The sequence below is a fragment of the Ruegeria sp. C2 genome, from assembly GCF_056537765.1.
The window spans coordinates 626,670-645,850 of sequence record NZ_JBQFRZ010000001.1; the positions used below are offsets into that span (position 1 = coordinate 626,670).

General features: G+C 57.0%; 19 protein-coding genes. 11 read left to right on the forward strand and 8 right to left on the reverse strand.

All coding sequences use genetic code 11. The features are described from left to right. Positions 1-181: 181 nt before the first annotated feature. Positions 182-772, forward strand: a complete 591-nt coding sequence (locus ACR0IV_RS03120) for a shikimate kinase (protein ID WP_480657908.1) — start codon at positions 182-184, stop codon at positions 770-772. After that, positions 772-1,884: a 3-dehydroquinate synthase gene (gene aroB, locus ACR0IV_RS03125; RefSeq protein ID WP_480657907.1), complete on the forward strand. Its 1,113-nt coding sequence runs from the start codon at positions 772-774 to the stop codon at positions 1,882-1,884. The genes ACR0IV_RS03120 and aroB overlap by 1 nt, the downstream gene beginning before the upstream one ends. A 9-nt stretch (positions 1,885-1,893) precedes the next feature. On the opposite strand, the gene ACR0IV_RS03130 is transcribed toward aroB, so the two are convergent. Further along, on the reverse strand, positions 1,894-2,964 hold the full coding sequence (locus ACR0IV_RS03130; protein WP_480657906.1) for a site-2 protease family protein: 1,071 nt from the start codon (positions 2,962-2,964) through the stop codon (positions 1,894-1,896). A gap of 19 nt (positions 2,965-2,983) precedes the next feature. Then, positions 2,984-3,472, reverse strand: coding sequence for a single-stranded DNA-binding protein (gene ssb / locus ACR0IV_RS03135; protein WP_480470012.1), 489 nt, complete (start codon positions 3,470-3,472; stop codon positions 2,984-2,986). A gap of 200 nt (positions 3,473-3,672) precedes the next feature. Between ssb and ACR0IV_RS03140 the strand changes: the two genes are divergently transcribed. Next, the gene (locus ACR0IV_RS03140; protein ID WP_480470011.1) at positions 3,673-4,251 is read left to right on the forward strand and encodes a lytic transglycosylase domain-containing protein; all 579 of its coding nucleotides are present in this window, start codon (positions 3,673-3,675) and stop codon (positions 4,249-4,251) included. 55 nt (positions 4,252-4,306) lie between these two features. On the opposite strand, the gene ACR0IV_RS03145 is transcribed toward ACR0IV_RS03140, so the two are convergent. The 4 genes from ACR0IV_RS03145 to ACR0IV_RS03160 form a co-directional block, all read right to left on the reverse strand. Next, positions 4,307-6,394, reverse strand: a complete 2,088-nt coding sequence (locus tag ACR0IV_RS03145; protein WP_480657904.1) for a dipeptide ABC transporter ATP-binding protein — start codon at positions 6,392-6,394, stop codon at positions 4,307-4,309. Positions 6,395-6,487: 93 nt separating this feature from the next. Then, the gene (locus tag ACR0IV_RS03150) at positions 6,488-7,951 is read right to left on the reverse strand and encodes an ABC transporter permease (protein ID WP_480470009.1); all 1,464 of its coding nucleotides are present in this window, start codon (positions 7,949-7,951) and stop codon (positions 6,488-6,490) included. A gap of 13 nt (positions 7,952-7,964) precedes the next feature. Continuing rightward, the gene (locus ACR0IV_RS03155; RefSeq protein ID WP_480470008.1) at positions 7,965-9,011 is read right to left on the reverse strand and encodes an ABC transporter permease; all 1,047 of its coding nucleotides are present in this window, start codon (positions 9,009-9,011) and stop codon (positions 7,965-7,967) included. 118 nt (positions 9,012-9,129) lie between these two features. Beyond that, positions 9,130-10,800 carry an ABC transporter substrate-binding protein gene (locus ACR0IV_RS03160; RefSeq protein ID WP_480470007.1) on the reverse strand — a complete coding sequence of 557 codons (1,671 nt, stop codon included), beginning with the start codon at positions 10,798-10,800 and terminating at the stop codon, positions 9,130-9,132. A 12-nt stretch (positions 10,801-10,812) separates the two neighbouring features. On the opposite strand from ACR0IV_RS03160, the gene ACR0IV_RS03165 reads away from it, so the two are divergent. Continuing rightward, the gene (locus tag ACR0IV_RS03165; RefSeq protein ID WP_480470006.1) at positions 10,813-11,040 is read left to right on the forward strand and encodes a hypothetical protein; all 228 of its coding nucleotides are present in this window, start codon (positions 10,813-10,815) and stop codon (positions 11,038-11,040) included. Between the two features lie 102 nt (positions 11,041-11,142). Here ACR0IV_RS03165 and miaA read toward each other — a convergent pair whose 3' ends face one another. After that, a complete protein-coding gene (gene miaA, locus ACR0IV_RS03170; RefSeq protein ID WP_480470005.1) occupies positions 11,143-12,036 on the reverse strand; it encodes a tRNA (adenosine(37)-N6)-dimethylallyltransferase MiaA in 894 nt (297 codons plus the stop codon). Positions 12,037-12,133: 97 nt separating this feature from the next. On the opposite strand from miaA, the gene pyrH reads away from it, so the two are divergent. After that, positions 12,134-12,877: a UMP kinase gene (gene pyrH, locus ACR0IV_RS03175; RefSeq protein ID WP_480470004.1), complete on the forward strand. Its 744-nt coding sequence runs from the start codon at positions 12,134-12,136 to the stop codon at positions 12,875-12,877. A gap of 36 nt (positions 12,878-12,913) precedes the next feature. On the opposite strand, the gene ACR0IV_RS03180 is transcribed toward pyrH, so the two are convergent. Further along, positions 12,914-13,294, reverse strand: coding sequence for a VOC family protein (locus tag ACR0IV_RS03180; protein WP_480657903.1), 381 nt, complete (start codon positions 13,292-13,294; stop codon positions 12,914-12,916). 84 nt (positions 13,295-13,378) lie between these two features. Here ACR0IV_RS03180 and ACR0IV_RS03185 point away from each other — a divergent pair, with 84 nt between their 5' ends. The 6 genes from ACR0IV_RS03185 to ACR0IV_RS03210 all read left to right on the forward strand — a co-directional run bounded on the left by ACR0IV_RS03185 (position 13,379) and on the right by ACR0IV_RS03210 (position 19,147). Next, positions 13,379-13,555: a hypothetical protein gene (locus ACR0IV_RS03185; RefSeq protein ID WP_480657902.1), complete on the forward strand. Its 177-nt coding sequence runs from the start codon at positions 13,379-13,381 to the stop codon at positions 13,553-13,555. Between the two features lie 13 nt (positions 13,556-13,568). Continuing rightward, positions 13,569-14,795: an aminotransferase class V-fold PLP-dependent enzyme gene (locus ACR0IV_RS03190; protein WP_480657901.1), complete on the forward strand. Its 1,227-nt coding sequence runs from the start codon at positions 13,569-13,571 to the stop codon at positions 14,793-14,795. Positions 14,796-14,842: 47 nt separating this feature from the next. Next, a complete protein-coding gene (locus ACR0IV_RS03195; RefSeq protein WP_480657900.1) occupies positions 14,843-16,267 on the forward strand; it encodes a cryptochrome/photolyase family protein in 1,425 nt (474 codons plus the stop codon). Between the two features lie 69 nt (positions 16,268-16,336). Then, a complete protein-coding gene (locus ACR0IV_RS03200) occupies positions 16,337-17,545 on the forward strand; it encodes a class I SAM-dependent methyltransferase (protein ID WP_480657898.1) in 1,209 nt (402 codons plus the stop codon). A gap of 15 nt (positions 17,546-17,560) precedes the next feature. Beyond that, positions 17,561-18,001 (forward strand): TrgA family protein, encoded by a 441-nt coding sequence (locus tag ACR0IV_RS03205; RefSeq protein WP_480657896.1) that lies wholly within the window; start codon positions 17,561-17,563, stop codon positions 17,999-18,001. Positions 18,002-18,031: 30 nt separating this feature from the next. Continuing rightward, entirely contained in the window at positions 18,032-19,147 is a 1,116-nt protein-coding gene (locus ACR0IV_RS03210) for an NUDIX domain-containing protein (RefSeq protein WP_480657895.1), read from the forward strand. Positions 19,148-19,181: the final 34 nt, after the last annotated feature.

Consider the following 19,181-nt stretch of genomic DNA (forward strand, 5'->3'; position numbering starts at 1 on the left):
AGAGAAGTCTACACCAAAGAATGGCCCGACATATGCATACCCGATCAGCCCAATGAATCCCAGGCAGATGAGGTATATCAGGAACTTGATCAAACGGCCCATGGGTGAACGCTGCCTCAAATTTTGGTTTTGCCCAAGTTATAACTGGCATTTTTTCCAAGATCACGTCATTCACGATGAAATGAGCGAAATTAAGCATAACCCGTCGCGCCCCGGCACCTCTGATCGGTTTCGATTGCACAAAACCGTTGTTTTGGTTGGCATGATGGGCGCAGGAAAGACGGCTGTGGGGCGTGCATTGGCGGCGCGTCTGGGTGTGCCGTTTCTCGATAGCGATGCCGAGATCGAATCGGCGGCCAATATGACCATCCCCGAGATATTCGCCCGCGATGGCGAACGCTTCTTTCGCGGCAAGGAAACTCAGGTGATCGGGCGGCTGCTGGATGAAGAGCAGAAGGGCATCCTGTCAACGGGGGGCGGGGCATTTCTTGCTGAGGGCAATCGGCAGATGATCTCGGACCGGGGTGTTTCGGTCTGGTTGCGGGCTGACCTGAATGTGCTGTGGAACCGCGTTAAGCATAAGGATACGCGACCCTTGCTGCGCACCGCGGATCCCTATGCGACATTGCGTGATTTGTATCAGGCACGCGTGCCCGTTTATGAACAGGCCGATCTCGTCGCAGATTCGGATGGCGAGACTGCGATCGAAGATATGGTGAACCGGGTTGTAGCCGCGCTTGAGACGCGCCCGGATGTTTTGGAACGGAATTAATGCATCAGACCGTACATGTAGACTTGGCCGAGCGTTCTTATGATGTCGAGATCGGCCCGGACCTATTGGCGCAGGCAGGCGCGCGTATCGCACCGTTGCTGTCGCGCCCTCGTGTTGCGGTTCTAACGGATGAGAGGGTCGCTGATTTACATTTGACTGCTCTGCAAAGCGGCTTGGCCACCTCCGGCATCGAGATGACAGCATTGTCGCTTCCCGCCGGAGAGGCCACCAAAAGCTGGCCGCATTTCGAACGTGCGGTTGAATGGCTGCTGGCTGAGAAAGTCGAGCGCAACGATGTCGTCGTCGCGCTCGGAGGCGGTGTTATCGGTGATCTGGCAGGTTTTGCCGCAGCCGTGATGCGGCGCGGTGTGCGCTTCGTGCAAATCCCAACCTCTCTGTTGGCGCAAGTCGACAGCTCGGTTGGGGGCAAGACCGGGATCAATGCACCTCAGGGTAAGAACCTGATCGGAGCGTTTCACCAACCCTCGCTGGTGCTGGCGGATACTGCCGTGTTGGGAACACTGACGGCGCGCGATTTTCTGGCCGGTTATGGCGAAGTGGTGAAGTATGGCCTGCTGGGGGACGCGGAATTCTTCGAATGGCTCGAACGAAACGGGCCAAGCCTGTCCTCTGGCGATATGGCGGCTCGCGTTCAGGCAGTAACCAGATCGGTTCAGATGAAGGCGGATATTGTTGCCCGCGATGAAACTGAACAAGGTGATCGCGCGTTGTTGAATCTGGGCCATACCTTCTGCCACGCGCTGGAGGCGGCGACTGGCTATTCCGACCGTCTTTTGCATGGTGAGGGTGTCGCCATCGGCTGCGCGCTGGCGTTTGAGCTTTCCTCGCGATTGGGGCTGTGTTCGCAGGAAGACCCGAGCCGCGTGCGGGCGCATCTGCGCGCCATGGGCATGAAGACCGATCTGGCCGATATTCCCGGAAAATTACCGAACGCTGAGGCTCTGGTCGATCTGATGGCCCAGGATAAAAAGGTGATCGATGGACAGCTGCGTTTCATTCTGACGCGCGGCATCGGGAAGGCGTTTGTCACATCGGACGTTCCGAAGGACGCGGTGATCTCAGTGCTCGAAGACGCGCTCGAGATGTGCTGACTACGCGGCTCAGCGCCCCTGTATGATCATCAGCTCGCCGATATTCTCGCGGGTGATATATCCGACCATCTTGCCAGCCTTTGTGCATACCGCAATGGCAGGTGCACCCTCGTGTAACGCGTCCAGAACCTTGTTCAGCCCACTTGTCAGGGAAACCTTGGGTATGTTGGGCTCAACAATCGAAAGGGCCAGTTCCGAGCGTGGGTGATCGCCAGCAAGCGCGGTAAACAGGCGGTCTCGGGTAACAAACCCCAACAACTCGCCTTCGTGATCCAGCACCGGAAACTCATGCTGCGTGGTGTGGATGACGGCCTGCGCTGCGGTTGCCAGCGTATCCTCGGGCGAAAGCGCGTGGAATTCGGTGATCATCGCGTCGCGCGCCTGAACCCGCCGCGCGACTGAGCGCATGGCGACATCCTGACTCTCGGCATTAGCGGCGACGAAGACAAAGATTGCAATCAGAACCAAGATCGGATTGCCCGACGTTAGCCCGAGGAACCCCAATCCAACCGCAACAATCTGCCCGCCGACCGCTGCGAAACGGGTTGCCTTGACCCGATCCATTTTCAGGCACAGCAGGGCGCGAAACACGCGTCCTCCATCCATCGGAAAGGCCGGGATCAGGTTGAATGCGGCCAGCAGCAGGTTCACATAGGCCAATCGGGTCAGTAGATCGGCATGCGTTGATTCAATCTGAGCGAAGGTTTCAAGCTGGGTTCCAGCGCCGAGCAACACCAGAACAAGCCAGATCACCACGTTCACGGCGGGCCCGGCGAGCGCGACCCATACCTCTTGCATCGGTTTTTCCGGCATTCTTTCCAACCGGGCCAGTCCGCCGATCGGCAAAAGCGTGATGTCGGGGGTTCGAATGCCGTAGCGTCGGGCCATTAAGGCGTGGCCGAACTCATGAGCTACAACACAGGCAAACAGCGCCAGAACGAACAGAAGATTGTGGATGGCAGCGTGTAAACCTCCGCTGGAATAAGCGGCGAATCCGACCCATGCCAACAGAAGGAAGAAGGTGACATGGACCCTCAGTTCCGAACCGAGTAATCGGCCGAGCGAGAAGGACCATGCCATTTTTTATCTCCGTCTTGGTTTAGAACGGGATTTCGTCGTCATCGATCCCGCCCGATGCGGGGGTAGGGGCGCTGGATTGACTTCCATATGGGTCGCCATAGCCACCGCCAGCTTGGCCGCCGCCATAACCTCCGCCGCCACCGCCGCCGCCTTCACCGCGACCGTCCAGCATTGTCAGCTCGCTGCGATAGGGCCGCAGGACCACCTCGGTCGTGTATCTGTCTTGGCCCGATTGATCCTGCCACTTCCGGGTTTCCAGCTGTCCTTCGATATAGACTTTACTGCCCTTACGCAGATATTGCTCGGCAACCCGGACCAGAGGTTCCGAGAAGATAGCAACCGAGTGCCACTGGGTCCGGTCCCGACGTTCTCCGGTATTGCGGTCTTTCCAGGTTTCGGACGTCGCGACGCGCAGGTTGCACACTTTTCCACCATTCTGGAACGACCGCACCTCAGGGTCGGCACCGAGATTGCCGATCAGAATGACTTTGTTGACTGAACCTGCCATATATTCCCTCGTTCTTTTCGTCATGGATTGCGCCCGAATCTGGCGCATTGTTCTGTTGGTGACCCTATACGGGCCGGGTCTTGGTTGAAACACAGTGCAACGTTAAGCGGGAAAATATTAGCATGATCTTTACCAAGCTTTCATTTCCAGCTGATTTTACTATAATCCGTCTGGTTGTTGAGCGTGCAGGATTAGCATTAATGCGTTTTCTGGTTGGTGGTCTTTCGATCTTGAGTATTTGTCTGGTGGCCTCGGTTGCACAGGCACAGACACTATCCTCGAAGAACCGCAAAGACATTTTCCTGAAACAGTCCAAAGTTCTGGATAATCGCGCAGCCACGCAATATCGCGGGTCGGAACGGCTCAAACCCAAGACCGAGCGCGGAAAGTTCTCCAAACGCTATACCGGCAACTATCGGGGGCAATTTCTGGAACATGCCCGGAAAGCTGCCCGTCAACACAATATCCCCGAGGATTTGTTCCTGCGTCTTGTACAGCAGGAAAGCGGTTGGAATCCGGCTGCCAAGTCACATAAGGGGGCATTGGGCCTTGCCCAGCTGATGCCGCAGACGGCGCGGCTGCTTGGCGTAAACCCGCATGATCCGATTCAAAATCTGGAGGGCGGCGCTCGGTATTTGTCGTGGCAGTACCGTAAGTTCAAATCCTGGCCATTGGCGCTCGCGGCCTACAATGCTGGGCCGAAAGCTGTCGAGAAGCATGGCGGTATCCCGCCATATAAAGAAACCCAGAACTACGTGAAAGTGATCTGGGGCGGATAACCCTACGAAAAAAGGCCGGTATTGAACCGGCCCTCTCTTCTGATGTTGTGACGGCTTATTCCGCCGCAACTTTGATGACGGGCTCCATGCGCGCCAGTATGTCTTCAGCCAGATGGCATTTGACCTGATGGCCGTCCGCCAGCGTCTGAACCGGCGGCACATGGGATTCGCAGCGCCCGTCCGGCACCTCGGATTTCCAGCGACACCGTGTCTGGAACGGACAGCCCGGCGGCGGATTCATGGCCGAGGGGATGTCGCCTTCAAGCACGATATGCTGTTTCTCAACCGACGTATCCGCGATGGGAACAGCACTCAGCAAAGCCTCGGTATAGGGGTGATAGGGCGGGGCGAAGACCTGATCGGTCGTACCCAGCTCGACCACATGACCCAGATACATCACCATCACCCTGTCGCTCAGATAGCGCACGATTGACAGGTCGTGGCTGATGAACAGCAGCGTGGTTTTGTGTTCCCGCTGGATTTCCATCAACAGGTCGGTCACCGCCGCCTGCACCGACACATCCAGCGCCGAGACAGGCTCGTCCGCCACAACAATCCGCGCGTCACCGGCAAAGGCGCGCGCGATACCTACACGTTGCTTCTGACCACCAGACAGCTGGCGCGGCATCCGGTCGGCGAAAGCGCGCGGCAGCTTCACAAGATCCAGCAATTCCAGCATCCGCTTCTTCCGCTCGGCCTCAGAATTGCCAACACCAAAGATCTCAAGCGCCCGGATGATCTGGCGACCCACTGTCATCGATGGATTCAACGTGTCGAACGGGTTCTGGAACACCATCTGAACCTCGCCAACGGTTTTGGCGTCGCGCTCTTCAATAGGCACAGCTTCGATGTTGCGATTGTCCAGCAGGATTTGGCCGTCAGTGGCTGTCTCAAGCCCCATCAACACTTTCGCAAACGTGGATTTGCCACAGCCGGATTCACCCACAATGGCAAGTGTCTCGGATTCATGCGCCTCGAAACTCAGCGTCTCGTTGGCCTTGACCACCTTGGTTTCGCCGCCACCGAACAGGGCATTGGCCGCCACCTCATAATACTTTTTGAGGTTGTCCATCTTCAGAACAGTCCGGCCGATTTCTCCTTTTTCTTTCTGCTCTCCCACAGTGATCGGAGCGTTCCAGTCGATCTCCTGGAACTTCAGACAGCGCGTGTGATGCCGGTCATTACCGGGCACGGCTTCCATCAAAATGTCCTTGGCATCACAACGCCCTTCTTCAAAGTAATCGCAGCGCGGCCCAAAGTTACAGCCCGGTGGCCGTTCATGGGGCAGGGGGAAGTTTCCCGGAATGGCCACCAACGGACGCGAGTTCTTGTCGGCCCCCGGCAATGGGATCGAGCGGAACAGCGCCTGCGTATACGGATGCTGCATCTCGTCGAACACATCCTTGATCGAGCCGCGTTCGACCGCCTCACCCGAATACATCACACAGAGCCGGTCACAGGTTTCCAGCACAAGCCCGAGGTTGTGCGAGATAAACAGCATCGATGTGCCGTATTTCTTGCCCAGATCCTTGACCAGTTCGACCACCGCGGCCTCAACGGTCACGTCCAGCGCGGTCGTCGGCTCATCCAGGATCAGCAGTGCCGGCTTCGACATCAGCGCCATCGCAATCACGATCCGCTGCTGCTGACCGCCGGAAAGCTGATGCGGGAATGAATTCAGCATCCGCTCGGGATCGGGCAGGCGGACATCGGTCACAACCTCAAGGGCGCGCGCATAAGCCTCTTCGGCGCCGACGCCCTCGTGGATCATCGGAACTTCCATCAGCTGCTTGCCGATTTTCATTGCCGGATTCAGCGAAGCCATCGGCTCCTGATAGATCATTGCGATCTCATTGCCGCGAATGTCGCGCAACTCCTCGGTGGTCATCTCACTCAGGTCACGACCCTTGAACTTGATCGAACCACCAACAATTCGCCCGTTCTTACCGAGGTCCTGCATGACCCCAAGCGCAACAGTGGACTTGCCGCAACCGGATTCGCCAACCAGCCCCACAGCCTCGCCGGGCTGTACGCTGACCGAGAAATCCATCACAGCGGGGATTTCGCGAAGACGGGTAAAAAACGAAATCGATAGCTTGTCGATCTCCAGAATTGGCCCGTCATAATCCGCCAGTTTGTTCATCTTGTTACTCCTCGCGAGAGTCCGGGGGATCCCCTTCATCTGGCTAAAAATATCCCGGGGGTCCGGGGGCAGAGCCCCCGGCCTCGATCACAATCAGTCCTTCAGACTTTCTTCGCGCAGACCATCCGCCAGCAGGTTCAATCCAAGAACCAGCGACAACAAGGCCAACGCGGGTGGAAGGGCCGGGTGCAGGTAGATCGACAAGAGCTTGCGCCCCTCGTTAATCGTCGAACCCCAATCCGGGCTTTCCGGTGGCAGACCCAGCCCGAAGAAACCCAAGGTTCCCAGAAGGATGGTAGTGTAGCCGATGCGCAGGCAGAAATCGACGATCAGAGGACCGCGAGCGTTTGGCAGGATTTCCCACAGCATGATGTACCACGGACCCTCGCCACGGGTCTGGGCTGCAGCGACGTAGTCGCGGGTTTTGATGTCCAGCGCCAGTCCTCGCACGATACGGAACACCGTGGGTGAGTTGACGAAGACGACCGAGACAAACACCACCAGAATACCGCCCGGAATGTCGAACAGATCCAGATAGGTAGGAAGGCCCCAGATGCGGTAGCTGTCGGTGCTGATGATGTAGCCCCCAGTCGAGATCAACGAGAGATAAAGCCAGAGCGCGACACCCAGAACCCCAATCAGCAACGGCGTCCGGAAGTTTGGGCGCGTGTAGTAGCGTGAGTTCAGCAAAACGCCGAGGAAGATTATCGGGAATACGAACAGTACCGCTGCCATATAGTTCGGCACACCGGTTGCCACGATCTCGGGTGTGACCAACAGGTAGAACAGCAGGATCACCGGGAAGGCGAGGATCAGGTTGGCCAGGAATGACAGCAGCGTGTCCAACCGACCACCGTAGTAGCCTGCGGGCAGACCCAGAGTGATACCGACCATGAAGGCAAACATCGTCGCCAGTGGCGCGATCTGAACAACGATCCAGGCACCTTTGACCATACGGCTAAAGACGTCTCGGGCCAGGTTGTCCCCGCCCAGCAGGTACCAGGCGTATTGGCCGTCCTCCAGATTGGGCAGAGGCGTACCCGGCACCTTGTTCTTCATGCCTGAAATCTGCGCCAGCGGATCATGAGTGACGATAAGATCGAGCGCCCCAAAAATCCCTGTGAAGACCCAGAACATCACAAGGCCGAAACCGATCATGCCGATAGGGCTGTCGAACAGCTTGCCATAAAGGCCCAGCTTGCGTTTGAACGCGATTGACATCGCATAGAGGATAATCAGTGACAGCCATACCGGCAGGAACTGTTGGGATATGGCACCGATGATACCGGCGCCTGTGCCCATCAGAATGCCCAGCACGATGTAGGCGACCGCAAGTCCCACGCTGGCCAGAAAGCTGTAGCGTAGTGCAGCCTGTATCAGGTTCCGAACGCTTGAGCTTGAGGTCAACGTGCCGTCCGGGTTTACCGTCATCTGGTCCTCGGGTAGCACAATGCTGGCCAGCATCCAGACGACGATGGACAGCACCATAAGCCCAAGTGCCAAGGCCAGCAGCGGATTCAGGAAGGCGATAGAGCCGGTCCAGGTAAGTGGTTCCATGATCTAACCCTCCTTATGAAATGCGAATGCGCGGGTTGAGGTAGACATAGCCGATATCCGAGATCAGCTGCGTCACCAGCACCACAAAGACCGACACGACCGAAATCGCCAGCAAGAGCTGGATGTCGTTGTTGCCCGCCGCCTGCACCAGCGCCCAGCCAAAGCCCTTGTAGTTGAACAGGGTCTCGACGATCACAACGCCGTTCAGCAGCCACGGGAACTGCAGCATGATGACGGTGAAGGGTGCGATCAGCGCGTTGCGCAGCGCGTGCTTCATGACGATGTTCGGGAAGGACACACCTTTCAGACGTGCGGTTCGGATATACTGCGCCGTCATCACCTCCGTCATTGAGGCGCGGGTCATCCGGGCGATATAGCCCATCCCATAAAGTGCAATCGTCAGGACGGGTAAGAAGAAGTTCTCAAACGTCGGGTTCTCCATCGCTTGAGTTGCGGTGCCTTTGAACCATTTCAGACCGACAGCAGAGGACGTGAAGATCGCAATAAAGATTACGCCTGACACATATTCTGGTGTCGCCGTCGTGGTAATGGCAAAGGTCGAAAGTGTCCGGTCAGTTGCCGAGCCTTCTTTCATGCCTGCCAAGATGCCGAGGATCAGCGCCGAAGGGACCATCAGCAGCATCACCCAGAGCATCAGTCGACCGGTCAGAGCGAGCCTGTTGCCAACCACGGTTGAGACCTCGTCCTTGAAGACGGTCGAATATCCCCAGTACCCCTGCAGAATACCGCAGAAATTGGGGGACTCTTCGGCAGTTTTGCCCGGCAGAATGCATCTGCCCTGAACCGTGCCGTCCTCATTCGTGTAACGGAACGAAGGCAGGACACCCAGCCACTCGCCATATTTGATCGGCGTGGATTGGAGGTAACCGTTTTTTTCGAGATAGCTCTCGACCTGCTCATCCGACATCCGGAAATTGCCTTGCGTCTTGGCAAGTTTTTCGAGGTTCGGATAGAGATTGGTCAGAAAGAAGACCAGGAATGTCAGACATAATGCTGTCAAAAGCATGATGCCTACGCGCCTTAGAATGAAAAGTCCCATATTAGCCCCTGTTGGTCGGCCTGCGTGAACTGCAGATTACTTCAGGCATCGCTGATTTTTTGTCGCCGTGTTCAGGACGAAAAGGCCGCGCCAATCGGCGCGGCCCCTGTTTCTTGGGTTAGGATGTCAGGCCGAACTTATACAACTGCGGTAGGTCCGCGATGTGTTTTTCGACGCCGACCATGTTGTCACGATGGTGGCGCATCGCGGTCCGCCAGTACGGCTGGATGGTCACACCTTCGTCAATCATGATCGCCTGCAACTTGGCCATCACCTCGCGGCGCATGTCGACATCCGCGATCGAGTTCGCCTCGGCCAACAGCTTATCGAACTCTTCATTGGCGAAACCGGACTCGTTCCACGCCACACCCGACTTATAGGCCAGCGCCAGAACCTGAGTGCCCAGCGGGCGGTGGTTCCAGTTGGTCGATGAGAAGGCGTATTTCGTCCAGTCGTTCCAGAAGGTCGAGCCCGGCAGAACCGTGTGCTTGGCCTTGATGCCCGCGTCGTTCAACTGGGCGACTACAGCAGCGGTGGTATTCCGGCGCCAGTCATCATCGATGGACTGAACTTCGTGCTCGAAATCACCCATGCCGGCTTCGTCCATCAGCGCCTTGGCCCCTGCGGGATCGTAAGGAATACGGGTTATCGCCGAATCGTATTCGGGGTGCATCGGGCCAACATGGCAGTTGTCTGCCGGGATACCGTAACCTGACATACCCAGCTCGAGGCACACTTCGTTGTCGACCGCCATAGCCAGAGCCTGACGTACACGCTTGTCGCCATAGATCTTGTTGCCGTCCGCATCTTCCGCCAGCTGGTTCGGACGGATTACGATCGTGAAACCCGACGGGATTTCCGAACGAACAAGGCCAATGCCGTCAAAGATGTCGACGAATTCACCAACCGACTCCCAGTTCATGTCGATCTCTTCGGCCTCGTAGGCGGCCAGGAACGCGGCCGGGTCGGTGCCGTAGTCGATGAATTCGATCCGGTCGATATAGCCGCCTTTGCCGGCCTCATAGCCCCACCAGTCGAAGTCCTCGTTGCGGACAAGAACGCCCTTGACGCCAACTTCATGGCTTTCAGGGATCATGAAGCCGGTGCCCACAGGGTTGGAGAGCATGTCGTTTGCGTCAAAGCTGCTGTGGACGATGGCACCCGGATAGTCGGCCATACCTGGGATGATGGTGATATCCGGTGCGCTACACTTCAGCTTCACAGTGTGCGAGTCGACAACGGTGATCGCACCGTCTGCAGCTTTCTGAGTGCTATCGTCGATCAGCGACGCCATGCGGGACGCCATCGAGTTGCCCTCAAGCGATGCGTCGCACCAGCCTTCGATGTTGCGCGCCACGTCTTCGGCAGTGAAGTCGTCGCCGTTGTTCCACTTGACGCCTTTGCGGACGTTCAGAGTGTACTCGGTCGCGTCGTCATTGGCTTCCCAGCTTTCCAGCAGCATTGGCTTGAACGAGCCGTCATTGTTGTACTCGACAAGATACTCCAGCCAGCCTGCGGTGAAGGTCGCAATCTGAGTCCAGTCATAAGTCCGCGGATCCTTGAGCGCGCGTACTTCCATCTGATAGCGGATTGTGCCACCGCGCTGCGCCTCTTGCGCGGCAGCCGGTGATTGGAGGCCGATCATCCCGTAAGCGGTCGGAACGGCCACACCCAGCGCAGTGACACGAGCCAGAAATTCGCGGCGATTCAGGTCGCCATTACGATATTCCTGCGCGTGCATCTCTGCCGCCCAATGCATCGGCTTTCCGTTGATTGTCTGATTTTCCATAGATGTCTCCCTGTGACACTGAATTTTTTTGGATTTTATAGTGCGGATTTATTGATCCTGACCCTGGTGCCGCCGGTTCTTGCCGGTTATCTGGGCCGCGCACTCTATTTCTGGATTTCTGAACATCCCCATGCGGGCATTCGGCACCAGTTTTTTGCTGCCGTCAATGTCGGAAATCGTCATCATTTGTACAAAAGCGACATCCGAAAGGAAAGTGCAATGGATAGGGCATCAATCTGAAACTTGCTTGTGCAGTCGCGCCGACATTGTCGAACCTGTGATTGCTCGCAAATTCGGTTGATGGTCAAGCTTCTGTTATTTCAATGTTTTTGACCAAATGATCTAAATTGCAGCATTCAACTGATGCCAGGCCTTCATCCGAGCCCGAAACCAGGTGCGCTGCCGTTTGGCGAACTGACGTGTCGCAATCGTGGCCCGTTCGCGTGCGTCAGTCAGCGACATCCGGTCGTCAAGATATGCCATCAGTTCAGGTACGCCGATTGCCTTGAAGGCGGGCAGGGCGGGGTCATAGAGGTCGCGCATCGCAGCGACTTCTTCTATCGCGCCCTGTTCCAACATCTGGTCAAACCGGCGATTGATCCGGTCCAGCAGCCAATCCTTTTCGGCGTCGAAAACGATGGGGACAGTATCCTGCAGGTTCAGGACCGGCGGCGGGGTATCGGCCTGCCATTCAGACAAAGGTCGACCAGTGGCGTGCTGAACCTCCCACGCGCGCTGGACGCGGGCGCGGTTGCGACGGTCCAGTCTAGCAAGCGTTTCGGGGTCCACACCTTCGATCAACTCTTCCAACGACAATGCATCGGCTTGCTCCCGGATTTCAGGCGGAGTTGCAGGGATGTCGGCCATACCCTCAGTCAGCGCCGAGAAATACAGGCCCGTTCCGCCGACGATGATCGGACGCGTTTTGCTCTTCAACAGCGGCGTGACTTCGCGGACCCAATGCCCTGTCGAATAGGTCTGGTCCCAAGCGACATGGCCATAGAGCAGGTGCGGCGCGCGCGCCTCCTCCTCGGACGACGGCCGGGCAGAGATGACGCGCCAACATTCGTAAACTTGACTGGCATCTGCGTTCACGATTACGCCACCGAAACGCTCGGCAATCATCAACGCCAACGCGGACTTGCCCGAGGCTGTCGGGCCCGCAATCAGTACAGGTTTGTCGTCCGGAATCGAGGGCAACTGGCTCCATAGCCGGTCGGCAGTCGTGTCGGCCATCGTTACTTGCCCTATTCCTGACTATCCGCATTGAACCTGCGGAAGTTTTGCTTCATTTTGCGCCGGAAAATAACCCCGTGCCAGCCCGGAGCGCAACATGACCCTTCCCTCATCCGTCGAGACCCCGAAAACAAAGTACAATCGCGTCATGTTGAAGATATCGGGCGAGGCATTGATGGGGGATCAGGGATTCGGCCTGCATCCGCCCACCGTCCAGCGCATCGCGCAAGAGGTCAAATCGGTCCATGATCTGGGTGTCGAAATCTGCATGGTGATCGGCGGAGGCAATATCTTCCGTGGCCTCAGCGGATCAGCGCAGGGGATGGAGCGGACGACCGCAGATTACATGGGCATGCTGGCCACGGTCATGAATGCGCTGGCTATGCAATCTGCGTTGGAGGCGGTAGGGGTCTTTACCCGCGTTATCTCGGCCATTCGGATGGATGAGGTCTGCGAGCCCTACATTCGCCGCCGGGCAGTGCGTCACCTCGAAAAGAAAAGGGTCTGCATCTTTGCTGCGGGCACCGGCAATCCTTATTTCACCACGGATACCGCCGCCACGCTACGCGCCAATGAAATGGCGTGTGAGGCCATTTTCATGGGTAAGAATGGCGTGGATGGGGTTTACGACAAAGATCCCAAGACCAATGCAGATGCAGTCCGCTATGACACCGTCAGCTATGACGATGTTCTGGCCAAGCGCCTGCGCGTCATGGATGCCTCAGCCATCGCTTTGGCGCGTGACAACAACCTGCCTCTTATCGTTTTCGGCCTGGATGAGCCCGGTGGATTCCGGGGTATCTTGGCTGGCGAGGGCACTTATACCAAGGTGCAAGGCTAAAGGACCAGGCCGGGCGATTACGCCCGGCCATTTTTGTCAGGTCTGGCCCTCAAAGAAGCCTACAGAATTCCCGTCGGGATCCGTGGCATAGAAAAAGCGTCCGGCGGGGATTTGTACGGGGTCCGAGACCACTTGTCCGCCGCCGCGTTCAACCCGTTTCATGACGTCTTCCAGGCGACCACTGGCGGCCAGGTGCAGGGTTGGTCCCTGACCGTTTTCTGCAGGTTTGCCGGGATACAGATGCAGGGCGACACCCTTATCAGGGTCTACGGGTTTGAAAACCGCCATTGGTGTGGGACAGTTCGGATCAAGCTGTAGGTCGGCTCCGGTCACGTCGGAATAAAACGCGATGGCTTTGTCCAAATCGCGGACGGGCAGTTCGCCCCAGACCAGAAAATCCTTTGGAATATAGTTCATTGTCGTGCCTCATGGAATTCAGGGTGGTCCGAGTGTTGCATGATCTGATGACAGGCTGTGGCATCAGATCATCGGCTTGACTGAATGAAAATCCTCTGGCTAGTTGGCGCGGTCAATCGGGTGAACGCGTTTCACCCGAAGGGCTGCCGACGATCCCTCAGCGCAGCGATAGGGGCGCGGCTTGGCTGGAAGACCTGCCATGTTTTCGGAACGGTCCGGGATCATGCGCGGATCGTCCGCCAAGACGTGGACGCTGACTAAGGAGAGACGCGGGATGACATCCCTTGATATCGATTTTGTGCGGGCGCAGTTTCCCGCCTTTGCCGAGCCCAGCCTGCAGGGGCAGGCGTTTTTCGAGAACGCTGGCGGTTCTTATACCTGCAAGCCGGTGATCGACCGCCTGTTTCGGTTTTATACACAACGCAAAGTTCAGCCCTATGCGCCTTACGAAGTCAGCCAGCTTGCAGGGGCCGAGATGGATGAGGCCCGCACCCGTTTGGCTGCGCTGATGGGGGTCGAAGCGGATGAGCTGAGCTTTGGCCCATCGACCACACAGAATACTTACGTGCTGGCGCAGGCCTTCCGGCAATGGATGCGGCCGGGCGACGCCATTGTTGTCACCAATCAGGATCACGAGGCAAATTCCGGCCCGTGGCGTCGGCTGGCGGATGACGGCATCGAAATCCGTGAATGGCAGATCGACCCTGACACCGGCTCGCTGAACCCACGGGGTCTTGAGAACCTTCTGGACGACAAGGTCCGGTTGGTTTGCTTTCCGCATTGCTCGAACGTGGTGGGTGAGATCAACCCGGTGACCGAAATCACTGCGATTGCACACGCCGCAGGCGCGTTTGTCTGCGTCGATGGCGTATCTTATGCGCCGCATGGATTGCCGAATGTCGGTGATCTGGGCCCCGACATCTATCTGTTCTCGGCCTATAAGACATATGGACCACATCAGGGCCTTATGGTCATCCGCCGCAGCCTGGGTGAGATGTTGCCCAATCAGGCGCACTATTTTAACGCGGCATCGCTTTATAAACGGTTTACTCCGGCTGGCCCTGATCATGCCCAGATTGCGGCCAGCGCCGGGATGGCCGACTATCTGGATCAGCTTTGCGCTCATCATGCCGGGCCTGATACCGGTGCCGCTGCGCGCGGCGCATTTGTGCACGACCTGATGCGTGCGCATGAGGTGACGCTGCTTCAGCCTCTGCTTGATGCGGTGAAGGACCGAAACGCCCTGCGTCTGATCGGACCCTCGGACGCGACACGCCGCGCGCCCACGGTTGCTTTGGCGCTGAACACAGCGGCTGAACCTGTTGCCGCCGAACTTGCCAAATATGGCGTCATGGCCGGGGGCGGTGATTTCTACGCTGTCCGTCCCTTGCAGGCGATGGGCGTCGATCCTGAACAGGGCGTCTTGCGGCTCAGTTTCACGCATTACACCACCGAACAGGAAATTAGTCAGCTTTTGGAGGCGCTTGATCGCGTTTTGTGATCCACTATCTGTCCCGTTTCGTACACTGAGGAAAACATGGGTCGGATATGGCAACAGAGCAGCCTGCAGTCATTCTATGGTTTCGCCGCGATCTTCGGCTTTGCGATCATCCCGCACTTTGCGCTGCGGTACAGTCGGGTGCCCCGATCATTCCCGTTTATATTCTGGATGATCAGGTTCACGCCCTCGGCGCGGCACCAAAATGGCGTTTGGAGAAGGGCCTAGAGGTTTTTTCGCGCACTCTCAGAGGCGTCGGTAGCCGTCTGATCCTGCGCCGGGGTAACGCTCTGGACGTTCTTCAACAGCTGGTGACCGAAACCGGTGCCCGCGCAGTTTACTGGACGCGGGCCTATGATCCCGGGGCAATCGCGCGAGACAAGCAGATCAAATCCACGCTCTCAGAGCAGGGGATCGAAGTACGCTCGTTTCCCGGAAATCTGTTGTTCGAGCCTTGGGCTGTTGAAACCAAGGCAGGTCAGCCTTTTCGAGTCTTCACTCCGATGTGGCGCGCAGTGCGAGACCGGGACGTACCGCCACCCGAACAGATGCCCGTCCGGGTACCGGCACCACAGAACTGGCCGTCGTCAGATCTGCTGTCCGAGTGGCAGTTGGATCGAAGGATGCAGCGCGGAGCGCGCATCGTCGGTCGGTATGTAAGGGCAGGTGAAGACGCGGCCTTGGATCAGCTAGCTGCATTTCTGGACCGCCTTAGCTTCTATTCTGATCAAAGGGATCGGCTGGATGTGGCTGGCACTTCTGATCTCTCCGAATACCTCTCGCTCGGAGAAATCGGTCCACGCACGGTTTGGCATCGGGTGCAGGCTGCTGCTCAGATGGGTGTCTCAGGGGCCGAGGCTTACTTACGGCAACTGGTCTGGCGTGAGTTCGCCTATCACCTGATGTACCACTGGCCGCATCTGTTGCATCGCAACTGGAAGCCGGAATGGGACGCATTCCTCTGGAACACCGATCCGGACAGGCTTGAGGTACAGGCCTGGATGCAAGCCCGGACAGGCGTTCCGCTTGTGGATGCCGGGCTGCGCGAGATGTATGTGACTGGCCGGATGCACAATCGTGCGCGGATGATCGTTGCAAGTTATCTGACCAAGCATCTGACAACGCATTGGAAAATCGGAATGGACTGGTTTGCCGATTGCCTGATTGACTGGGATCCCGCTGCGAATGCGATGGGGTGGCAATGGGTGGCAGGTTCGGGCCCGGATGCTGCACCTTATTTTCGGATATTCAACCCGAACACGCAACGAGAACGCTTTGATCCAAATGCCAAATATCTGGATAGATGGATCGCGGAAGGGCGGGCTGAGCCCTCGGCAACCGCACTGAGCTATTTCGAAGCTGTTCCCCGACCCTGGGGTTTGTCGGCACAAGAAAGCTATCCGAAACCGGTCGTGTCTTTGACCGATGGACGTGCCCGTGCGCTGAGCCTCTATGAACGTCGCAAAAACCAGTAAGGAACTGAAAACTTGCCAGAAACCGAATCCCGTCCTAGCCTGAACCCGCAACCGCAGAGGGGAGAGCGGATGTTTCTGACGTCCACAGATGGGCAGGACAACCTGCCGAGGTATTTTGCGCAGGTCTTCAAGATGCTGAAGCGGATGGAGTCCGGGCGGCTTGATATTGCCCTGCCGGATGGCCGCGTTTTCCGCTCGGACGCGCCCAAGCCCGGCCCTGTTGCCCATATCGACATACATGACCCGGATGTTTTTGCGCGCCTTGTACGAGAGGGCGAATTGGGTTTTTCCGACGCTTATCTGGAAGGCGACTGGAGTACGCCCGATCTGCGCAGCTTCATGGACCTTGTGCATCTCGGAACGGAAACAGTCTATGATGATTTCACCGGAAAGTTTCTGGTTCGCGCTTATGAACGCCTGAGGTTCTGGTTGCATCGCAATCACAAGTCGCAGGCAAAAAAGAACATCTCATACCACTATGATCTGGGGAACGAGTTCTACGGTTTGTGGCTGGACGACACGATGACCTATTCCAGCGCAATCTTCGAAACCGGGCAGGAGAGCCTGGAAAAGGCGCAAACTGCGAAATACGCCAGCCTGGTGGATGAGATGGAGGCCAAACCTGGTGACCATATCCTTGAAATCGGATGTGGCTGGGGTGGGTTTGCCGAGTATGCTGCCAAGGAACGCGGCCTGCGCGTGACCGGCCTGACCATAAGTCAGGAGCAATTGAAGTTTGCGCAAGAACGCATTGATAAGGCAGGTCTTTCTGATCTTGTGGAATTCAAGCTGCAGGACTATCGCGACGAACAGGGACAATATGACGGGATCGCATCGATCGAGATGTTCGAGGCCGTAGGTCAGAAGTATTGGCCTGTCTATTTTGACACTGTGCGTGATCGTTTGAAGCCAGGAGCGCAAGCGACCCTTCAGATCATCACGGTCGCGGATCATCGCTGGGACGTTTATAAGAACGGCGTTGATTTCATTCAGAAATACATCTTTCCCGGGGGTATGCTGCCTGCGCCGACGATCCTGAAAGAACAGATCGCACAATCGGGGCTGAGTGTTGTGCGCTCCAAGGAGTTCGGCAAAAGTTATGATCTGACGCTTCGGCGCTGGTACGAGACGTTCAATGCCAAATGGGATGAGATCGCGGACATGGGCTTTGATGAGCGTTTTCGCCGCATGTGGAATTATTATTTGACCGCGTGTGGCGCAGCCTTTGACACCGGCAATTGTGATGTGACACAGATCACTGTAGCCAAACCGAGTTAAAGACGGAAAAACCGAATGCCTACAGCCTCACGTCTTGTCGCAGCTATTTGCCTGCTGGTGGTGGCGTTTCTCGTGTCGGGTATGGTGATCAGCAACGGGGAAGAGGGCAAGGACTATGGGTATTTTACCTATGTCAACATGGCCCTCGGGGTTGTTTGCGGCTGGGTCGTTATGGGTAAGCGCGCCGGGCGCGGTTGGACTGCCGGGATCAACAATGGTCTGACCGGAGTGGCTTCCTTGGTGTTCTGGGGTCTGTTCGTGCAGGGCACCTACGAGATGTTCAGTCTGGCGATGCGCCATCGATACGGGGGGCCGTTTGAGGCGTTGCTTGCGATCTTCAAGATCGGCGTAGAGTTTGGCCAGCAACTGCTGGCACCTGAGATTCTCTGGACCTTTGCGATCGGTGCGGTGATCAGTGGCATACTGACCGAAATCGCCTTCCGCCGCTGGAAATAAACACGCGTGATCCGGTTGGGGCACTGATTGATGTCAAATCTGTTTTTTTACGGCACCTTGCGGCATCTCCCTTTGCTTGAGCTTGTGCTTGGCCGCCCGATTTCAGAAATGGTCGTAACGCCCGTCGTGCTGCAAGATCACGCGGTTTATGGCGTCAAAGATCAGATTTTCCCGATGATCTTGAAGGAGAAAGGTAGCACCGCCGACGGACTTTTGGTTCAGAATCTGAGTGTCGAGGATTTGGAAAGGCTGGCTTTCTATGAGGGCGGATTTGATTACGATCTGAGCCCTCAGCAGGTTGAGTGTGAAGATGGATCGATCCTTCCGGCTCGTGTGTTTTATCCTCAGCCGGATCTTTGGACGCGGGACCAAGCGTGGTCTTTGCAGGACTGGGTTGATCGCTGGGCCGAGGTCAGCCTGTTGGCCGCGGAAGAGGTCATGGCCCTCTATGGAACAATCGAGACTGCGCTGGTCGCGCAGAGCTATCCTTCGATATTAATGCGCGCTTGGGCCCGATTGCTCAACCGCCAACGGGGCAACGAAGATCAGGGCGATGCCGAACAAGATGTGATCGTAAAGCATCATGAGCGTTCCTATGTCGGTTATTTCGGTATGGGCGAAATGGACCTGCAGCATCGTAAATACGATGGTTCAATGAGCCCCGTTTTGCGGCGTAGCGCGTTGATGCAAGGGGCAGCGGCGATTGTACTGCCCTATGATCCGGTGCGTGATACAGTGCTGCTGGTCGAGCAATTCCGTGCGCCGGTTTTCATGAGCGACGATTCCGATCCATGGTTGTGGGAGCCGGTTGCGGGTATGGTCGATCCCGGAGAAACCCCGGAACAGACGGCGTATCGCGAAGTGCGAGAAGAGGCACATGTATCGCTGAATAGGTTGGAATATGTCGGGGGTGCATATTCATCCACCGGGTCTTCGACCGAATATGTCTATCTGTATGTTGGGCTGGCCGATCTGACTGGCACGGTCGAAGGTGTAGGTGTGGCCACCGAGGGTGAGGATATTCGCAGTAAAATACTGCCCTTTGGTACATTCATGGACAAGGTAGATGCCCATGTTTTCAAAGACCTGAAGCTTTTGACATTGGCACATTGGCTGGCGCGACACCGTGATCGGCTGCGGGCTTAACTATCGCGACTTGTGGTTGCGGCGGGGCGCCTGT